Source organism: Verrucomicrobiia bacterium, from assembly GCA_019694135.1.
Classification (GTDB): domain Bacteria; phylum Verrucomicrobiota; class Verrucomicrobiia; order JADLBR01; family JAIBCM01; genus JAIBCM01.
In genome coordinates this window covers 386,609-405,029 of the sequence record JAIBCM010000003.1, presented here as the reverse complement: position 1 = coordinate 405,029, position 18,421 = coordinate 386,609, and the positions used below count along the sequence as shown (strand labels likewise).

At 41.6% G+C, this 18,421-nt stretch carries 17 protein-coding genes and 1 tRNA gene; 12 read left to right on the top strand and 6 right to left on the bottom strand.

All coding sequences use genetic code 11. The features are described from left to right. From K1X66_06530 to cls, 4 genes are all read left to right on the top strand, one after another. Positions 1-573: hypothetical protein (locus tag K1X66_06530; protein MBX7158023.1), on the top strand; the 573-nt coding region annotated here is incomplete at its 5' end. Between the two features lie 233 nt (positions 574-806). Further along, positions 807-1,919 (top strand): DNRLRE domain-containing protein, encoded by a 1,113-nt coding sequence (locus K1X66_06525; GenBank protein ID MBX7158022.1) that lies wholly within the window; start codon positions 807-809, stop codon positions 1,917-1,919. A gap of 71 nt (positions 1,920-1,990) precedes the next feature. Continuing rightward, positions 1,991-3,478 (top strand): methionine--tRNA ligase, encoded by a 1,488-nt coding sequence (gene metG, locus K1X66_06520; GenBank protein ID MBX7158021.1) that lies wholly within the window; start codon positions 1,991-1,993, stop codon positions 3,476-3,478. A 5-nt stretch (positions 3,479-3,483) separates the two neighbouring features. Further along, the gene (gene cls / locus K1X66_06515) at positions 3,484-4,896 is read left to right on the top strand and encodes a cardiolipin synthase (protein ID MBX7158020.1); all 1,413 of its coding nucleotides are present in this window, start codon (positions 3,484-3,486) and stop codon (positions 4,894-4,896) included. 46 nt (positions 4,897-4,942) lie between these two features. Here the strand turns inward: cls and K1X66_06510 are convergent. Then, a tRNA-Asp gene (locus K1X66_06510) sits at positions 4,943-5,016 on the bottom strand. A 192-nt stretch (positions 5,017-5,208) separates the two neighbouring features. Between K1X66_06510 and mdh the strand changes: the two genes are divergently transcribed. Genes mdh through rsmA form a run of 3 tightly spaced genes read left to right on the top strand, consistent with a single transcriptional unit; the run spans position 5,209 to position 9,284 of the window. Further along, positions 5,209-6,138 (top strand): malate dehydrogenase, encoded by a 930-nt coding sequence (gene mdh / locus K1X66_06505; GenBank protein MBX7158019.1) that lies wholly within the window; start codon positions 5,209-5,211, stop codon positions 6,136-6,138. Beyond that, the gene (locus tag K1X66_06500) at positions 6,135-8,459 is read left to right on the top strand and encodes a carboxy terminal-processing peptidase (protein MBX7158018.1); all 2,325 of its coding nucleotides are present in this window, start codon (positions 6,135-6,137) and stop codon (positions 8,457-8,459) included. The genes mdh and K1X66_06500 overlap by 4 nt, the downstream gene beginning before the upstream one ends. Continuing rightward, complete coding sequence (gene rsmA / locus K1X66_06495) at positions 8,460-9,284, top strand: 16S rRNA (adenine(1518)-N(6)/adenine(1519)-N(6))-dimethyltransferase RsmA (protein ID MBX7158017.1); 825 nt, start codon at positions 8,460-8,462, stop codon at positions 9,282-9,284. Here the strand turns inward: rsmA and K1X66_06490 are convergent. Genes K1X66_06490 through K1X66_06475 form a run of 4 tightly spaced genes read right to left on the bottom strand, consistent with a single transcriptional unit; the run spans position 9,262 to position 13,609 of the window. Beyond that, a complete protein-coding gene (locus tag K1X66_06490) occupies positions 9,262-10,467 on the bottom strand; it encodes a hypothetical protein (protein MBX7158016.1) in 1,206 nt (401 codons plus the stop codon). The genes rsmA and K1X66_06490 overlap by 23 nt on opposite strands. Positions 10,468-10,476: 9 nt before the next feature. Beyond that, entirely contained in the window at positions 10,477-11,049 is a 573-nt protein-coding gene (locus tag K1X66_06485; protein ID MBX7158015.1) for a hypothetical protein, read from the bottom strand. A 44-nt stretch (positions 11,050-11,093) separates the two neighbouring features. Continuing rightward, positions 11,094-12,254 (bottom strand): aminotransferase class V-fold PLP-dependent enzyme, encoded by a 1,161-nt coding sequence (locus K1X66_06480; GenBank protein MBX7158014.1) that lies wholly within the window; start codon positions 12,252-12,254, stop codon positions 11,094-11,096. A 5-nt stretch (positions 12,255-12,259) separates the two neighbouring features. Beyond that, complete coding sequence (locus tag K1X66_06475; GenBank protein MBX7158013.1) at positions 12,260-13,609, bottom strand: potassium transporter KtrB; 1,350 nt, start codon at positions 13,607-13,609, stop codon at positions 12,260-12,262. A 349-nt stretch (positions 13,610-13,958) separates the two neighbouring features. Here K1X66_06475 and K1X66_06470 point away from each other — a divergent pair, with 349 nt between their 5' ends. From K1X66_06470 to K1X66_06450, 5 genes are all read left to right on the top strand, one after another. After that, entirely contained in the window at positions 13,959-14,336 is a 378-nt protein-coding gene (locus tag K1X66_06470; GenBank protein ID MBX7158012.1) for an iron-sulfur cluster assembly accessory protein, read from the top strand. Positions 14,337-14,387: 51 nt separating this feature from the next. Further along, positions 14,388-15,686, top strand: a complete 1,299-nt coding sequence (locus K1X66_06465; GenBank protein MBX7158011.1) for a glucose-1-phosphate adenylyltransferase — start codon at positions 14,388-14,390, stop codon at positions 15,684-15,686. A 198-nt stretch (positions 15,687-15,884) separates the two neighbouring features. Then, a complete protein-coding gene (locus K1X66_06460) occupies positions 15,885-16,421 on the top strand; it encodes a ribonuclease H-like domain-containing protein (GenBank protein MBX7158010.1) in 537 nt (178 codons plus the stop codon). Positions 16,422-16,465: 44 nt separating this feature from the next. Next, complete coding sequence (locus K1X66_06455; protein ID MBX7158009.1) at positions 16,466-16,876, top strand: hypothetical protein; 411 nt, start codon at positions 16,466-16,468, stop codon at positions 16,874-16,876. Positions 16,877-16,903: 27 nt separating this feature from the next. Then, positions 16,904-17,797, top strand: coding sequence for a carbon-nitrogen hydrolase (locus K1X66_06450; GenBank protein MBX7158008.1), 894 nt, complete (start codon positions 16,904-16,906; stop codon positions 17,795-17,797). Here the strand turns inward: K1X66_06450 and K1X66_06445 are convergent. After that, on the bottom strand, positions 17,766-18,173 hold the full coding sequence (locus K1X66_06445) for a septum formation initiator family protein (GenBank protein MBX7158007.1): 408 nt from the start codon (positions 18,171-18,173) through the stop codon (positions 17,766-17,768). The two genes, K1X66_06450 and K1X66_06445, sit on opposite strands and share 32 nt — an antisense overlap. Positions 18,174-18,421 lie beyond the last annotated feature (248 nt).

Here is an 18,421-nt window from a genome sequence, read left to right as displayed (position 1 = left end):
CAGGGTGAAGTAGGGCCTACTGGACCTCCTGGAACGAATTTTTTAAATGCGCCTGCTGGGGGTGATTTGACGGGCACTTATCCTGATCCGCAAATCCGAAATAATTCTATAACAAGCAATAAAATTGTTAATGGTTCAGTTAATACATCCAAATTTGCTACACTGCCAACGGTTAGAGCAATATTCTCTGTTGGAGCACAATTTATCTCATCCGGAGTTTCTACCCTCGTTAATTTTCCCGATGAGTCATTTGACACGGCTAACATGCATGGTCCTTTAAACTTAGAAAGGATAACAGCACCCGTTTCAGGTTATTATCAAGTCATGGCTCAGGTCACGTGGAATAGTAATTCTAATGGACGTCGAGAAATAACAATTCTTTTTAATGGTGTTAGTAGCTTATGGTCTAATACTGTATTACCAATTAGTGGTTCTTCAACGGCTCAAAATTGTTTTGGTTTATTAAAATTAGATGCTGGGGATGTGGTAACATTACAAGTTTTCCAGAACTCTGGCGTGAGTCTTGCTGTAACTGGTGCTTCTCTTGCTATGCATTGGGTAAGCCCGCTTTAAATTTCCACAAAGCAGTTATTTAAAAAATCAGATCTTTTATGAAAATAAAGGGTCTGATTTTTGCTTTATAAATCTTGGATCGAGAATTTTTAGCCTTTTTTGACCAACAGTGAAATTGGTGATAGATTATAAGAGATAAACTCACTTCATTAACATTAAAAAACCTCAAAATAACCTATGAAAAAAGAAATTGATTACTATTAAAAAAACTAAATAAGAAAGGTATCTCCCGTATGAAAACGTCGTTTCATTGCAACACTATTCAAAAAAATCGTTATGTTTTTTTGAATAGCAATTGGTCAAAATTTGTTCAATCTCTCATGATCTTGGGGCTGTTAGCAGTTTCAACGATCTCCCTCAAAGCGGTTGAACTTCGTATCACCGATGACACTTACAGCGGTGCCAACTCTCCTTCAAGGGCAGCCGTAGCCCAGCAATTAACATTTGGCGGTAGTAGCGCTTCTCGAGTTTATTTAAAATTCGATCTCTCTGCACTTCCTATACCGGCTTTATTTCCTCCTCTGACCAACTATGATTTTAAAGTAAGTTTAAGGTTATATGGTTTGTCGGGTAAGAAAATCAAAGGGCAAGTAGATGATCCAGCGGGCTACTGGGATGAGACTAGCTCAGCATTGCCTATAGCTAGTGGGGCAAATCGTATTTTTATTCAACTTACGAATACTTTTACTAAAGGCAATTTCGTGGATGTGGATGTAACGCCTCTTGTTAAAAAATGGCTCACAGGCGAATCGCCAAATAATGGTTTTGTGATTACGCCTGATTCAGATTCAGATGAGATAGCGTTTAATAGTAAGGAAAGTAGTTCTGGAAATCCCCCAACTTTGCATGTTGAATTTTCCCCTGAGATTAAACCAGGAGCTATTTCACCCGATGATTTACCTATCGCAGCAGCGGCACAGATTAGTCGAACGAGTTTCGGGGTATTGTTAGGCCCTTCTTCAATAGTTTCATTCAATCCTACTGCTGAAGTCGATACGAAAGGTCTTTTTAGTGCAGCGAGTCCTGACCACTTAACAATTACAGACGCAGGGGTGTATGAGTTTAATGTTACAGCGAAATGGGATACGACAGGATTAAGCGGTGCGCCAGACGATTCTTTAAGAGTCGATTTGGTAAAAATAACCGCGGCCGGTCCTCAAGTTGTCGCTTCAGATATTGCTGATCCCAGTGGTGGTGTAACCTATTCTAGGTTAAATGTAATGCAGAAGGCAAATGTTGGCGATATCTTTGCCATTCAAGTGAGCCAAGGCGCAAGTGCGGCTGGTCCTATGAATGTGGATGTTACTGTCTCAACTAAAATCATAGCTATTTTAGCAGCCATGTAATCATTTGATTCATGATAAAATTCAAACAGCCCAGTTGCCTGGGCTGTTTTTTTTGTCTATGTAAATAAAGGATGAGTTCTTTTTTTCTGACAACGGCAATTGATTACGTGAATGGCAAACCCCATTTGGGGCATGCTTATGAGAAAGTTTTGACTGATACGATTGCGCGTTATCAACGAAATCTTGGGAAAGAAGTTTTTTTTCTAACTGGTGTAGATGAGCATGGGCAGAAGGTGCAGCAATCAGCGCAGGCTAAAGGGATTTTGCCTCAAGCATTTTGTGATGAGTATAGTGGCTATTTTCAAGAAGCGTGGAAAAAACTTTCCATTAATTATAGCCGTTTTGTTCGAACGACCGAAGAAAATCATAAGAAAGTTGTGCGCCAATTTTTGCAACAGCTTTATGATGCGAAGCTGATTTATTTTCAGGAGCATGAAGGCTATTACAGTTTGCGTCAGGAACAATTTGTTACTGAAAAAGAAAAAACTTCTGAGGGTAATTGGCCTGAAATTTATGGGGAGGTGGTTCATACCAAAGAGCCAAATTATTTTTTTAAGCTATCAAATTATCAAGATTGGTTGATTGATTATGTTAAAACTCATCCGGATTGGATTGTTCCGGGTTTCCGGCGGAATGAAGTTTTAGGCGCTTTAGAAAAGCCCTTAAGCGATCTTTGTATTTCGCGGCCCAAGAATCGTTTGGCATGGGGCATTCCTTTACCGTTTGATGAAGAATATGTGACCTACGTATGGTTTGATGCTTTGGTGAATTACGTTTCTTTTGCCGAAAGTCATTGGCCGGCGGATTTGCATGTGATTGGGAAGGATATTTTGATTCCGGCGCACGCGGTTTATTGGCCAATTATGTTAAAGGCTTTGGATTTGCCCTTGCCGAAACAATTTTTGGTGCATGGATGGTGGCAAATTTCTGGCGAAAAAATGAGTAAATCTACGGGGAATGTGGTTGATCCGCTTCAGTTGATTGAGACGTATGGCGCGGACGCGTTTCGTTATTATGTGTTGCGAGAGATGTCAGTAGGGCATGATGCCGAGTTTTCGGTAGAGCAGTTTGCGCAACGTTATCGCAGTGATTTAGGTAATGACCTTGGCAATTTAGTAAATCGTTCTTTAGCCATGCTGCAGCGTTATTGTGGTGGCATGGTTCCGGAGGCAAAAGTGGATGAAACGTTGCTAAAACTTTCAACTGAAATTTTGGAAAAATATTGTCAAAGGATGGAGCGTTATGAAATCCATCTCGCGTTAGAAAAAGTTTGGCGTTTGATTCAGCGCGCGAATCAGTATGTTGAAGAAACTGCGCCCTGGAAATTGGCAAAGGATCCTGCAGCTAAAGAGAAATTAAATAGCGTTTTAGTAACATTGATTATAATGGTTTACCGTATTAGTATTTTAATTGAACCGGTAATGCCTTCTATTTCACAAAGAATTCAAGGCCAGTTAGGTCAAGAAAAAAGTGCTTCCTTAAAAGAGGTCACAGTTTTACATGATTGGCAGGGTAAAAAAATAACTCAACCTGAAGTTCTTTTTCCTAGGATAGAATAAAATTTATGAAAAGCGAATGGTTGTGGGCGTTAATAGCTTATGGCGTTAGTCTGTCCACCATTCCACATTTGTTATTGCTCAAAAAGCGCCCAGTTTCAACCTTGGCTTGGTTGTGGGCGATTATTCTTTTTCCTTATGTTGGTGCATTATTTTATTTGTTGATGGGCACGGATCGCATGAAGCGCAAACGGTTGAAACGACGTGAGGCGTTTCGAGCGCATCGTTCCTTAAAAGGCGCAAGAGATCCTCGCGGAATCGTTCCTTCTCTTCAAGAAAGGGATCAATTATTTTTAGAAACCTTGGCGCATGTGAATCAGTTGCCTAATAGTGTTGCCAATTCTGTTAATGTGTTAGTGGACGCTTGCCATTTTTATCCCGCTTTGGAGGAAGCTATCAAAAAAGCGAAGCATTTTATTCATATGCAGTTTTATATTTGGCGAGATGATGAAGCGGGCAAAAGGTTTTTGAATTTGGCTGTGGATGCGGCTCGACGGGGTGTGGAAGTCCGCATTTTGCTGGATGAAATGGGTTGTTGGGAGATTAGTCAAAAGTTTTATAGGCCTTTGATAGAAGCAGGCGGTCATTTTTCCTGGTTTCAATCTTTTAATATTTGGCGCAATCGTTTTTTCCTTAATTTTAGGAATCATCGAAAACTTCAGATCATTGATGGTGAAGTGGCTTTTGTAGGAGGAATGAATCTGGGTGAGGAATATGAAGGAGGTGATGAAACCTTGGGTTATTGGCGCGATGTCCAAATTCAATTGAGTGGTCCGGTAGTCCATGTGTTGGAGGATTCTTTTGCTAATGATTGGTATTTTGCTACGGATGAGCGTTTAACGGAGAGTAAAAAAATTGAAAGAGATGAAGAGTGTTATCCCGTTCAGGTTTTGGCAGGAGGTCCGGATTTAAATTGTGATCCCTTACAACGCTCTTTAGTTGCCATGTTGAATCATGCCAGAGAGCGATTTTGGATTACTTGCGGTTATTTTGTGCCCAGTGAGACACTGTTAACGGCTTTGGCGATTTGCGCTTCGCGTGGTGTGGATGTGCGGTTGTTAATTGCAGAAAAGGTGGATCATCCTTATTTGGTGCAAGTTAGTCGTTCTTTTTATGAGGACTTGCTTCATGTGGGTGTGAGATTATTTGAATATTCATGCGGTATGAATCACTCCAAAGTGACGATTATCGATCAAGATTGGCTTATGGTGGGATCCGCCAATTTGGATAATCGTTCGATGCGATTAAATTTTGAGTTAAATGTATTGATTCGTTCTCAGGAACAAAATCAATATTTATCTGATATTTTGGAAAAGGATTTTGAAAAATCCAAAGAAATCAAACTCTCTATATTTCAAAAGCGATCTTTTAAACAAAAATTAGTTGAAGCAGCGTTTCGTCCATTAGCGCCCCTGTTATAATTAAGTGACGGCGGTGGTAAGTAACAGGTGATTAGTTAGTGATCACCGGAGCTGACGGGGCTCGAACCCGCAACCCCCGCCGTGACAGGGCGGTGCTCTAACCAATTGAGCTACAACTCCACGGAATAAGGCTTTAATCTACCAATTAAAAAAAGAGTAGCAAGAAAAAGTGAGAGGTTATTTGTCTACAACTGCCGTCAGCTATATTTTGTGCAACTTTTTACCTTTCACTTTTAAATTTGTTTGCTTGTGCCGAAGGAAACTTCATTCTAAAAGTTTAATTTTTACAAAAGACAGGAAGGATTTAGTTAAATGAGATCAAAAATTACAGTAGTAGGTGGTGGGTTTGTAGGAGCAACGACGGCTCAACGATTGGTAGAAAAAGAGTTGGGCGATGTGGTGTTGCACGACATTGTGGAGGGTATGCCTCAAGGAAAAGCGTTGGATATGATGCAGTCTGCCTGTTTGGAGGGTTTTGATTGTCAAGTTCGGGGGACTAATGATCCGGCAGATTATAAGGATTCTGATGTGGTGATTATCACAAGTGGATTGCCACGTCAACCGGGAATGAGTCGTGATGATTTGTTGCTGAAAAATGCTGAAATTGTAGGAGGTGTCGCGGATAATGTGAAGAAATATGCGCCGAACGCCATCTTAATAATTGTGAGTAATCCTTTGGATGTGATGACGTATTTGGCTGCTGCTAGAACAGGTTTTCCGAAAAATAAGGTCATGGGTATGGCTGGTGTTTTGGATTCAGCACGATTTCGCTGTTTTATTGCAATGGAATTAGGTGTTTCACAGCGTGATGTGGAAGCGATGGTTCTGGGAGGTCATGGAGATGATATGGTTCCTTTGGCGCGTTACTCTACGGTGTCAGGCATTAGCATTGAAGCTTTGCTGCCGAAAGAAAAAATTGATGCTATGATTGATCGCACGCGCAATGGAGGTGCGGAAATTGTTAAGCTATTGCAAAAAGGTAGTGCTTACTATGCGCCTTCTTCTGCCGCAGTTCAAATGGCCGAAGCTATTTTGAAAGATTCAAAACGTGTGCTACCTTGTGCTGTGTGGTGTACTGGGCAATATGGCATTATGAATCAATTTGTGGGTGTTCCTTGTCGTTTAGGAAAAAAGGGTGTGGAGGAAGTGATTGAACTACAGTTGACTCCGGAAGAATTAAAACAACTTCAAGACAGTGCGGCACATGTGGCGGCCAGCGTTAAGAAGTTAAATTTAGGATGAAAAGTTTACATAAAATTTTTGCGCTAACTCTGCTTTTAGCTGGAAGTTCAGGCTTGTTATTGAGTCAAGGAAATGAGCGGAACTCTCTAGAAAAAGGGCCGCCGCCTATTTTGGTGACCACCAATGTAGAGCCTGTCGAATCGAATCTAGCTATTACAGTTGAAGCGATTTCGCCTGAAGAAAGTGATACTTATATCGCTCGCATGGTTGCAAAAATTTTGGAACAATCCCATTTTTTAAAACAGGATTTTAACGATGAAGTTTCCAAACGATTTTTGGAGCGTTATCTGGATATACTGGATTATCAGCACATTTATTTTCTGCAGTCTGACATTGCTGATTTTAAACCGTTTGAAAATACGTTGGACAACCTAACGCTAAAGGGAGATACGCGACCAGCTTATTTGATTTTTAATTTGTATATCAAGCGTCTCAAGCAACGTTTGGAGTTTGTACGTCAAGCTTTAGAGAAAGAGTCTTTTACTTTCACTTCTCATGAGCGATTTCGCCCGGACCATCATGAGTTAGAATGGCCTAAAGATTTGGAGGAAGCGAAGAAGCTGTGGCATGATCGATTGCGTTTTGAATTTTTGCAGGAAAAATTGAATCAGGAAAAGCCTAAGGAAATTGTTAAGAAAATTATTAAACGTTACGAACGTCATTTTCGCTCGATTCAAGAATATAGTAGTGAGCAAGTTTTACAGACTTATTTGACGGCTTTAGCGCATGTGTATGATCCCCATTCCGATTATTTAGGCCATTCGGAATTGGAAAATTTTGCGATTCAGATGAATTTATCGCTCTTTGGTATTGGCGCGGTTTTGCAGTCAATTGATGGTTATTGCACGATCAAAGAACTAGTGCCGGGTGGACCGGCTGCGAGATCGAAGTCGTTGAAACCAAGTGATCGAATTATCGCGGTGGCACAAGCGAATGAAGAACCCGTTGATGTTGTGGAAATGAATCTTAATAAAGTGGTGGAAATGATTCGAGGTCGTAAGGGAACGGAAGTGCATTTGACTGTCATTCCTGCTGACGCGGCTGATCCTTCCGTGCGCAAAGAGGTGGTGTTGGTGCGTGAGGAAATTAAATTGGAAGAGCAAGAGGCCAAAGCAAAGATTGTAGATATTCTTAATCAAGATGGTGGTAAGACTCGAGTTGGAGTAATTGATCTTCCTTCTTTTTACGCAGAAATGGAGTTGAGCCAGTCTAACTCCAAAGCTACGCCTCGTAGTACTACGGTTGATGTAGCACGCTTATTAAAACGATTGATAAAAGAAAAAGTGCAGGGAGTTATTTTAGATTTGCGTCGAAATGGAGGAGGATCGTTGGAAGAAGCGATTGAGTTGACCGGACTTTTTATTCCTGAAGGTCCCGTAGTTCAGGTGAAAGATTCTCGTAGTAAAGTTGTAGTAAATAAAGATGATGATCCGAAGGTTCTTTATGACGGTCCTTTAATTGTATTAACTAGCCGTTTTAGCGCTTCGGCCTCAGAAATTTTGGCGGGTGCCTTGCAAGATTATGGTCGGGCGATGATCGTGGGTGATATGACTACGCATGGCAAGGGAACAGTGCAACAAGTGGTTCAATTAGCGCCTTTTTTTCAGCGTTTAGGATTAAATTCTGATATCGATCCGGGAGCATTAAAAATTACTGTTCAAAAATTTTATCGTCCTAGTGGGGCCTCGACTCAGTTGAAAGGTATTGTGCCCGATATTATCTTGCCTTCTTTTAATGATTATTTGGAAATGGTCGGGGAAGTTGCTTTGGATAATCCTTTGGCCTGGGATGAAATTCCCTCTGCAGATTTTACTTTTGAAAATCGTGTGGCTCCATTTCTTCCTAAATTAAAACAGCTTTCTCAAGAGCGAATTGCCGTCAATAAAGACTTTTCCTATTTACAAGAGGATATTGCGGAGCAAAAGCGATTTTTAGCGGATAAAAGTTTTTCCTTGAATGAAAAGGAAAGATTACAAGAAAAGAAAGAATCTCAAGAACGTTTAGAAAAACGCAAAAAAGAAAGAAGTTCCCGTCAGAAAGACGGAGAAATTGATTATGAATTAACGTTGAACAATGTGGATGAAGTGACATTACCTAAAATGCCGGATGCTGCAGCAAAGGCTGATTTGTCGGAAAAAGAAAAACTAAATTCTAGAGATGACAAGCAAGATGCGGAGGCGAATGAGGATGAGGGTTTAATGACTTGGGACACGGTTACTTTAAACGAAGCGGAACATATTTTAGTGGATTGGATTAAGTTATTGGACCAAAAAAATCATGTCAAAGCAACTGTAGCCGAGCGTGGTGACATCAAGCAGTAAGTGACCTTACAAGAAATCAAACAGGTTTTGGCCACAGAAGGCTTGTTTCCCAATAAAAAGCTGGGTCAAAATTTTTTATACGATCAAAATCTTTGCCGATGGATAGCTAGTCAAGCTGCCATTGACTCTCAAGAAACTGTTTGGGAAATAGGGCCGGGTCTAGGGGCATTGACTCATTATTTGTTAGAGTTGGCCCATCGCGTAGAAGTTGTTGAAGTCGATCGCGGTTTTGTGCGTTATTTAAAAAAGCGATGGGGCAATCATGAAAAATTTTCTTTGCATGAAGGTGATGCTTTGGAGTTTGTTCCTCATTTTTTGCCTGCTTTGGTTTCATGTGTGATGGGAAATTTGCCTTATTCGATTGCGACTCCTTTACTAGCGGTTTTTTTGGAAAAAAAACTTCCACCACAACGCATGATTTTTACTGTGCAATATGAAATGGCGGAACGTTTGTTGGCTCAACCCGGTTCACGTTATTACGGCGCCATTTCGGTTATGGTTAACACGGTTTACGAAATCAAGCTACTAAAGAAAATAGCGCCCAACGTTTTTTATCCGAAGCCAGAAGTTTTTTCAGCGGTGCTTCGTTTGCAGCGGAAAGATAAAGTTGAGCCTTATTCTTGGCGAAAATTTTTTTTCCCTTGGTTGCGGGAAGCTTTTCAACACAAAAGAAAACAATTGGCCAATAATTTATCGGAACAATTTCCATTGAAAAAAAGTTGGATAAAGTTTTTTGAAAATCAGGGTTGGAATCCAAGATTGCGAGCTGAAGAGCTTAATTTTGATCAGTGGAAAATGCTTTTTAATTATTATAATAATTTTTGATTCCGGCTACGACATTTTCGGCGTATTCACGGAAAATACTGCGATAACGTTTCCCTCGAATGAGACGGATTCCATTATAGTCGCCGGCTATAAGGCGGGGATAAGTGTCATTGGCATTCATGTAAGGCCCTTCGCAAAAAACGACTGGACCGTGATAAAGACGGCTCGCTAGCAAATTTCTATCGAAAACATAAAAATTTTTAGGATTGCGAATTACGTTGGGCGCATTGGGATAAGGTTCTGGTGGCCAGGGCCAGGTGCGTTGATATTGCTTGGCGATATTGATTGCAATGGCTTCTTCAATGTTGCGTGAACCCTCCAAAAGTTTTTGCGTGAGGTGAAATTTATGGTCTTCATAACGCAATTCATCCGCCATGTAAGCGCCGTGAGTGAACAAGACTAAACGATTTTTTTTGACAAGCGTGGGATTTAAGGGATCGCCCCATTCATCAGCGTTATAATGAATGCAAAGGGTTAAATCAGGTTTTAAATTGCGATTAACTCGTTCTGCGCGCGCGCGAATTTCAGCGACACGGTAAAAGAGACGATTGGCGCATTCTTCGATTTTTTTTCTAACTAATAAATTTTCGAGTGTGCGTGTATTGGGTTTGAGAAGTTTGTCCTCAACTAAACTATTGAAAGCTTCTCCCCACAAATCTTTGGGTCGCAAGGGCGTGACAGGCTCACTATTTTTTTTGACCCATACCACTTTGGCCCCTTCTTTTTTTAAAAGAAATTCGATGAGATGGCAGGTTAAAACATTCAGATTCCATTCTTTGATGGGTGGATCGTTGCCAATGCGGAAGTAACGCTCTTCCAAACGCGCCCACTCTCCCCCCAGATGGCCTGGATCTAAAGCGATGACTAAATTTTTAAGGGAAGATTGACGTGGTGTGCAGAGAGGTTGAGATTTTGGGTTAAAATAAAAGGTCCATAACGGCTGAGTATGGTTGAGATCTTGATAAAGGGTGACGCTTTTTTGGTCTTGGAATCGACAATAGCGAAAAAAAGTTTTGTCACGAGAATAATGAGTTTTAACAAGATTTTCAAATTGTTCGCGAGATAAGCTTTTTTGATAACGATTAAGCAATGACCAATCAGGTTTTGTTGCGAGAGGGGAAAGTTGTGCGAAAAGGGTAAAAAATGAAAAAAAGAAAATGAAAAATGGAGCAATCCGTTTCAAATCTAATTACTAGTTCGCTAAATTAAGTTCAATCAAACGTCCGTCTTCGGCAGAAAGACGCACTTTAGCCAAAAGTTTTTCTTTGCCACCTACTTCTGTAAAGAGAGTGATATGCCAAAGGGGTGGAACATTGCCTTTGGCTTTTTTTAATTCCCAAAGCGAAGAGGTAACCTTTCTTCCTTTCAAAGGGCCTAAATTCATGACACGCGCTAGAGCTTCATCGGAATCAACCTGCAAACGATCGCTAGGAATGACTTCTTCCATTTGATAAGGGAAAAGTCGTGCACGTCCGATTTCCGTAAAACCTTCTTTGATTTCCGTAACATTGTCGCTGCTAACTCGTACGCGTCGGCCATTTTGAACGGCATTAGGATCATAAAACCAAATCAACCATTCCACAGGAACAGGGGACAACATGCTACGTAGCCCACGAATGGCTATAACGCGCTGTCGGGTAGCAGGATCTAAAACCTCGGTGGCAATTTCCTTGGCTTTCATAGCTGTGACCGTTTTAGGTGGCGCAGCAACGAGGGGTAAACTTTGGCTTAAAACGAGAAAGGAGAAAAGAACGACTTTGTTCATGGGAAAGAACTTAACTTAGAAAATGAAAATAAGCAAGAAGCACCTCATTTAAAATTTACGATAAAATTTAATGTTTGTTCCATTTCTTGAGGTAGAATATAGCAATGCGGAGATAATCGAATCCATTCTTTGCCGTCGCGACTCCAGCGATGAGAGGCGATTATTTTTTCAGAAAGAAGTTTGCGAAAGAGTTGTTCCGTAGGAATTTTCGGATGGCAAAAAGTGGTGACCACACCGTGGCCAGGAGTTTCTGCAGGCAGTATGGGAAATTCAAAACCGTGGGATTGTAGAACCTCAACCAAACGCCGTCTCTGAGTTCGCAAATAATTTTCGATATTGGAAATCCCAATGGACTCCAAGAGTTCCAAAGATGCAATCATTCCCGCGATTCCAATCAAATTCATCGCGCCGGATTCATAACGCGCTGCACCTTCGACCGGTTTGATTTGAGTCGCTGCCACAAAGTTTTGCGTTTGGACATTGGGAGAGCCGAGAAGAGAAGATCTCAAACGATCCAAAACATGCTTTTTAACAATAAAAATGCCTGCGGCTAAAGGGCCGAGCATCCATTTGTGTGAATCAGCAGAAACGAAATCCGCCTCATCTAAAGGCGTCTCAATCGCACCCAAAGTTTGGATGGCATCTAAAGAAAAAAGGGCGCCCACATCGTGAGCGATTTTGCCAATATCGGTGACATCAATCGTGTAACCCGTTAAAAAATTAGCGGAAGCCAGGGCGACTAGTTTGCAGCGAGGCGTAATCGCTTTGGCAACCAATTCTGGTGTAATTTCGCCAATTTGCTTGGGTTTTAACGGGACGAGTTTAACCCCTTTCGTTTCTAAATTAAGCCAGGGATAAACATTCGTTGGATAATCATCGGGGTAAAAAATCACTTCATCGCCAGGTTTCCAGTCCAATCCATTGGCGACCAAATTTAATCCCAAACTTGTCGGGCCTAATAACGCCACCTCTTCTGCTTCCACTTTAAAAATTCGTGAAACGGTTTGTCGTGCATGCGCTAACTTTCGGTGATAATCCGATTCTTGCTGGAGCGTGGTTGCGGTGCGCGCCTCTTTTTCAATCGCCTCGTAAGCCGGCTGTGGCAGTGGACTCACGCCTGCGTGAGCCATAAAAATTTGATGTTGGGTAATGGGGAAAAGTTTTTGTCGTAACCCATTATCATGATGAAGTTGTTCGAGAGTCATAATCATTAAATAGCGATATCTTCTTCCGTAGCGAAGTCTGAAATTTTTTCTCGTGTCGTAAAAAGTGCCATTCCAATGGAAATAGGGCCTATCCGACCTAAAAACATCAAAGCAGTGATGATTATTTTTCCTAAATTGGTTAAATTTCCGGTAATGCCGCGACTCAATCCCACGGTTCCCAAAGCTGAAGCGGCTTCAAAAGCAAGATCGGGTAATGGCAATTTTTCTGTTAATGTAAGCGCGTAAACTCCCGCAATGAATGTGAAAAGATAAAACATTAAACTTGCTATGGCGCTAAAAATACGTGCCCGAGGAATCTGTTTTTTGAAGAACGTAATTTTTTCTTGCTGACGAAATGTAGAAGCCATGACCGCCCATAATGCTGTGAAGGTCGTAGTTTTTAAACCACCCCCCGTACCAGCAGGTGAAGCGCCGATGATCATAATGAGAGTTAATAAAAACAACGAACTAGCGGTCAGCGCACCAATAGGAATGGTATTGAAACCAACCGTGGTGCTAGCGGTCATAGTTTGAAAAAAAGCTGTCATGGCACGTTGAAAAAATGGCAAGGATCGGGTGGAAGACTCGTCAAAAAAGAGAAGTAAAGTCCCGATGACACTAATCCACAGCGTGCTCATTAAAATGATTTTTGAGGTGAGAGTGATATGGGTTTTTCGATACTTCAAAGAAGTCCAAACATCACTCATGACAATAAAACCGATGGCTCCTAAATAACTTAAAACTATGATGAGACAGTTCAGACCAACATGATTGCGATAGGCCTCCAAGCTAGTATTGAAAAGACTAAAACCTGCCGTGCAAAAAGCCGAGACACTGTGGAAAATGGCTTCCCATAAAGCTTGGGGGACATCCTCTTTTACAAAAATAAAATAAAGTCCCCAGGTTCCAATGATTTCGATGATGAGCGTAAAACCGATCACCTGTCGCAAAAAGCGAATCACTTCAAAACCTTGCGGTAAACTTAATGCTGTTGAAGTGATGCGATGACGAAAGGAAGAAATTTTTCCCGACGCCGATAATACAATGAAAGAACTCAAAGTCATATAACCCAAGCCCCCGAGTTGGATCAAAAAAAGCACGATGCCTTGACCGAAAAAAGTGTAAGAGTCAGCAATGCTCATCGTTGCGAGTCCCGTAGTTGAGACTGCTGATGTGGCGGTAAAAAGATGATCCAGCCAACTCATATTTTTTACTTTTTGACTCCAGGGCAAAAGTAAGAAAAACCAACCCAAAATAATGTAAGAAAGATAACCTAAAACGACTTGTTGAATCGGGTAAAGATTGAGAAACCAACGCTTCACGACATGCGCGGCACGATCGAGTGAATTTTTCATTACGACACTCCACATCGGAAACGTCTCGTAAAGCCAGAAAACGCTCCCTTTATTTTCAGTTTTTTACTTGAGTGATCGTAATTACCCACCTCCTGGCGGGATTAGAGGATCGCCCTTCCCAATGCCGACGAGGTTAGCTGGCGGGCTAGGTCTGGAAAGTGACCTCTCATCACGTTGCCGAAATGAGTTAGCCCCTTTTTCGTGATTAGCGAAGATTTGGGTCCCCCGCATCACCATCGAGGAAGCGATGGTGATTTAGGCTGCTTGATTTTAATCTAAAGCAGCCTTCTATTTTTGTCAAAATAAGGCTGGGATTGACCCAGTTCATGCAATAGATAAGCTGTAGCTCATGACAGAAGCCACTCCAGCGCCGACAGTGAATTATAAAATCGGCAATGAAAAACTGGTGCGTGTGTCGGATAAGGCAGCGCACAAGTTGAAAAGCCTTTGGGAAAAACAAGGTAAGACGCCAGGTGCATTGCGCATTGCGGTGGTGGGTGGGGGGTGTTCTGGTTTGCAATATAAAATGGATCTGGTTGCGGGTCCAGCGAATCGGGATATTCTTGTGGAATCCAACGGTTTGAAAGTTGTTGTGGATCCTAAAAGCGCTTTATTTGTGAGTGGATCGGAATTGGATTTTTCGGATGATTTACAAAAAGGCGGTTTTAAAGTGACTAATCCGAATGCGGTTGCTCACTGTTCTTGTGGGGAATCATTTTCAGCGTGATGGTTTACCATTCTCCTTGTGATCAGTGAGAAGCGCGATAAAATAAGGGCTATGAGTCAAGCATCGAGTGGAATTGTTCAAAAGATTCAGCGCACGGCTGCGATTGTTATGGGGGGGGGAGCTGGAACGCGCTTATTTCCTTTAACGAAAGATCGCGCGAAACCGGCGGTGCCGTTGGGCGGAAAATATCGGTTGGTGGATATTCCCATTAGTAATTGTTTGAATTCCAATTTGCGCCAGATTTATTTACTGACGCAATTTAACAGTTCTTCGCTGCATCGCCATATTCAGCGCACTTATAAGTTTGATGAATTTTCTTCGGGTTTTGTTGAGATCATGGCAGCTCAGCAAACCGGTAATCCGAATCAGGGTTGGTATCAAGGCACAGCCGATGCGGTGCGCCATAATTTGGTTCATTTTGATAATGAAATTTATAATACAGCCCTTATTTTATCAGGAGATCAACTTTATCGAATGGATTATCGTTCGCTTTTAGAGGAGCATGCGACGACGGGAGCTGACATTACGGTAGCAGTGATTCCGGTGAATCGTGAAGCGGTGCCAGAGTTTGGCATTATGCAAATTGACGAAGAACACGCCATTAAACGGTTTGTGGAAAAACCGAAAGAGGAAACGTTATTAAAAGATTTGCATTTGGATGAGGGAATGCGTCGTGTTTTAAATATCCAGGTAAACGAGCCACTTTATTTAGCGTCGATGGGTATTTATGCGTTTAATCGAAGGGTTTTGCATGAGGTGTTGAACAGCGATTTATTGGATTTTGGTAAGGATATTATTCCCGCTGCGATTGGGCGTTACAAAGTTAGGGCTTTTGTTTTTCAAGGTTATTGGGAGGATGTGGGAACGATTCGCGCTTATTATCGGGCGAATTTGGATTTGTGCGAAGCTAAGCCTCAGTTTGAATGGAATTTGCCGGGTCAACCGATTTATACTCGGGCACGCAATTTACCCCCGAATCGCATCGAAAATGCGACTTTGAAAAATGTTTCGATTTGTGCGGGTTGTTCGATTCAGGAAGCGATTTTGCAGAGGTCTTTGTTGGGAAATCGTTGCGTAGTTCAGAAGGGAGTGAAAATTGAGGAAAGCATTGTGATGGGCGCAGATTATTATGAGGGGGAAAAACCGATTTCTGCTACCATTCCTTTAGGTATTGGAGAAGGCACGCAGATTCAAAAGGCGATTATTGATAAAAATGCTAGAATAGGCAGAAATTGTGTTATTTCACCTCACGGTAAACCCAGTCATTCGGATCATGAACTTTATTATATTCGAGATGGAATTATGGTTATTCCGAAAAATAGCGTAATTCCTGATCATACCGTGCTATAATTTTCATAGGTAAAATGGGAAAAAGATTAAATTTTGAAAAAAAGAGTTGAATCTAAAAGCGTTTTGCGTTATATTTACTGGTCTTAATTAGATGTTTCATTCTCCTCCTTGGTAGCCCGGGTCGCAAAGACCTGGGCTTTTTTATTCGTTTGATTTTTCATGGGTTTTTGAGAAGCTTTTTCTTGATCGGTTATTAGAATGAAAAATATTGTTTATTTCGATTTAGAAACACAAAAAAGCCTCCAACAGGTAGGAGGATATAGTAAAATTCATGATCTAAGACTTTCTTTAGCAGTTACTTACAATACACTTGATCATCAATACAAAATTTATTTAGAAGAAGACGTTTCTCAGCTTATTTCGGATTTGAGTCGAGCGAGTTTGGTGGTGGGTTATAATTTGTTGAATTTTGATTATCGGGTTTTGTCGGCTTATTCGGTTTTGGATTTATCGCAAATTCCCACTTTGGACATGATGGTGGAAATCGAGAAAACGTTGGGCATGCGTTTGAAACTCGATTCCATTGCTCAAGCGACATTAGGCGTGGGCAAGACAGCGGAAGGTATGGATGCGTTAAAGTGGTTTCAGCAAGAGCGATGGTCGGACATTGCGGAATATTGTTGTTATGATGTGAAAGTGACGCGTTTGTTGCATGAATTTGCGCAAACGCATAAGCAACTTTTTTATTTGGAAAGAGCCAGTGGACAGCGGCGTGCGATTCAAGCGGTGTGGTAGAAGGTTCGCTTGCGTATTAAGGAGTTTTTCTTTAATTAAAAAATATGGAAGAAATAGTCACTCCCGATCTTCAAGCGTCGATGGCTTGTGAAGATGTTCGTATGGAAGTCAATGGATCGCAAACGTTGGTAGGAGTCATTAACGCCATTTTTGCGCCTCAACTTCCGGTTCGGTTATTAAAGTTTTGTCTTTGGACGCGTTGGAGCAGTGGTGCGGGCAAGTTTTTGCAAAAAGCGCGCATCATGAGTCCTGATGAAGAAAAAGTGATATGCGAAAATCAGGTGACGTTTGAACTGAATCATTTGGAAGCTCATGCCACAAATGTGCATTTTTTTCCTGGACTACAGTTTGATGTTTACGGCGCTTACCATGTGGAAATTTATTTGGGTGACGATCTGAAATTACGTTATCCTTTGTGCGTGGTGAAATTGGAACAGCAAAGCGCGGTGGCTTGATATATGGCTGGTGCGACTTCTTCGAGAATGGTTAAGGTGGGTTTGATTCAAACGCATGCGGATCCTAAGCCTGTAGATAATTTAGAGCGTCAATTGGCTTTAATTCGGAAGGCGGCAGAACAGGGTGCTCAGATCATTTGTACGGAGGAACTTTTTGCTTCACCTTATTTTTGTCAGGAAGAAAATCATGATTATTTTGGATTGGCTGAACCTATTCCCGATGGGCCAAGCACGAAATCATTTTGTCAACTTGCCCAAGAAAAAAAAATCGTGTTGATCGGCTCACTCTTTGAACAGCGCCTGGCTGGAGTTTATCACAACACTGCGATTGTGGTGGATGCGGATGGTTCTTTATTGGGGCGATATCGTAAAATGCATATTCCCGATGATCCTCGCTATTACGAAAAATTTTATTTCACTCCGGGCGATTTAGGTTTTCGCGCGTGGCAAACACGGTATGGCAAAATTGGTGTTTTAATCTGTTGGGATCAGTGGTATCCGGAAGCGGCGCGTTTGACGGCTTTGCAGGGTGCGGAAATTTTGTTTTATCCTACGGCCATTGGTTGGCATCCTCAGGAAAAAGCGGAATATGGTGAAGCGCAGCATCAAGCGTGGGAAACGATTCAACGGGCTCATGCGGTAGCCAATGGTTGTTACGTTGCGGTCGCGAATCGAATCGGCCACGAAAAGTTAAAAGGTGATAGTGATCAGCAAGGCATCGAGTTTTGGGGCCAAAGTTTTGTAGCTGACACGCAAGGTATCATTTTGAAAAAAGCTTCGCAACAAAAAGAAGAAGTGCTAGTGGCAGAGGTGGATTTAACGAAAGTAGATTTTACTCGAACGCATTGGCCCTTTTTTCGCGATCGTCGTATCGATGCCTACGGGCAAATTACCAAACGGGTTCTTGACGAGACGTTGTGACGTTGGCCGACGTCGCTTTTTGTTTTTCGTAAGGTTCAAATCGGAAAACAAGTTCATCTTCTCGCGCTAGATTCAGTCGATCTCGCGCCAAGCGTTCAATCGCATCAGTGTCATGATTGAGCGCGTCAGCTTCTTGATAAAGCGAGTCATTACGATTTTTTTCGCGATCAATTTCAATGTCGTAATTGGTTAGATCGCGTTTTAATTCACGCGATTTATCGAAGGAGGGAACAAAAAAGAGATAAATCAAAATGCCAGCCGCAAGAAAGATGAGAATTTGAGTGATCTGGCTCAACCAACTCCAAAAAGAGCGCGGTTGCGAGCGCTTTGACCCCGATATAGCAGCAGGGCGAAGGAGTTGAGAGTTGATGCGCATGACTAACTGTTTTAGCAAAAGATTTATTAAAAATCAATCTTCATTTCAGGTTGTTCTTGACAAATGGTCGTTACTTTTTTCTTATGCTTACTTTCATTTATGGGAAAACAATATAACAAAATTATTAAACGCAAACGACGCAAGCTGCACGAAAAACGTAAAAAGATCAAAGTCAAAACCAAAACGGTTTCCTAGCCAGGTTTCTGTGGTTGGGATTGAAAAACTTGAAATCTTGTTTAAAATTCTAG

Excerpts from the sequence above, each read along its gene's own strand:
- K1X66_06525 (MBX7158022.1), top strand. The coding sequence starts at position 807 with ATGAAAACGTCGTTTCATTGCAACACTATTCAAAAAAATCGTTATGTT.
- metG (MBX7158021.1), top strand. The coding sequence starts at position 1,991 with ATGAGTTCTTTTTTTCTGACAACGGCAATTGATTACGTGAATGGCAAA.
- cls (MBX7158020.1), top strand. The coding sequence starts at position 3,484 with ATGAAAAGCGAATGGTTGTGGGCGTTAATAGCTTATGGCGTTAGTCTG.
- mdh (MBX7158019.1), top strand. The coding sequence starts at position 5,209 with ATGAGATCAAAAATTACAGTAGTAGGTGGTGGGTTTGTAGGAGCAACG.
- K1X66_06500 (MBX7158018.1), top strand. The coding sequence starts at position 6,135 with ATGAAAAGTTTACATAAAATTTTTGCGCTAACTCTGCTTTTAGCTGGA.
- K1X66_06485 (MBX7158015.1), bottom strand. The coding sequence starts at position 11,049 with ATGAACAAAGTCGTTCTTTTCTCCTTTCTCGTTTTAAGCCAAAGTTTA.
- K1X66_06480 (MBX7158014.1), bottom strand. The coding sequence starts at position 12,254 with ATGACTCTCGAACAACTTCATCATGATAATGGGTTACGACAAAAACTT.
- K1X66_06475 (MBX7158013.1), bottom strand. The coding sequence starts at position 13,609 with ATGAAAAATTCACTCGATCGTGCCGCGCATGTCGTGAAGCGTTGGTTT.
- K1X66_06470 (MBX7158012.1), top strand. The coding sequence starts at position 13,959 with ATGACAGAAGCCACTCCAGCGCCGACAGTGAATTATAAAATCGGCAAT.
- K1X66_06465 (MBX7158011.1), top strand. The coding sequence starts at position 14,388 with ATGAGTCAAGCATCGAGTGGAATTGTTCAAAAGATTCAGCGCACGGCT.
- K1X66_06460 (MBX7158010.1), top strand. The coding sequence starts at position 15,885 with ATGAAAAATATTGTTTATTTCGATTTAGAAACACAAAAAAGCCTCCAA.
- K1X66_06455 (MBX7158009.1), top strand. The coding sequence starts at position 16,466 with ATGGAAGAAATAGTCACTCCCGATCTTCAAGCGTCGATGGCTTGTGAA.
- K1X66_06450 (MBX7158008.1), top strand. The coding sequence starts at position 16,904 with ATGGTTAAGGTGGGTTTGATTCAAACGCATGCGGATCCTAAGCCTGTA.
- K1X66_06445 (MBX7158007.1), bottom strand. The coding sequence starts at position 18,173 with ATGCGCATCAACTCTCAACTCCTTCGCCCTGCTGCTATATCGGGGTCA.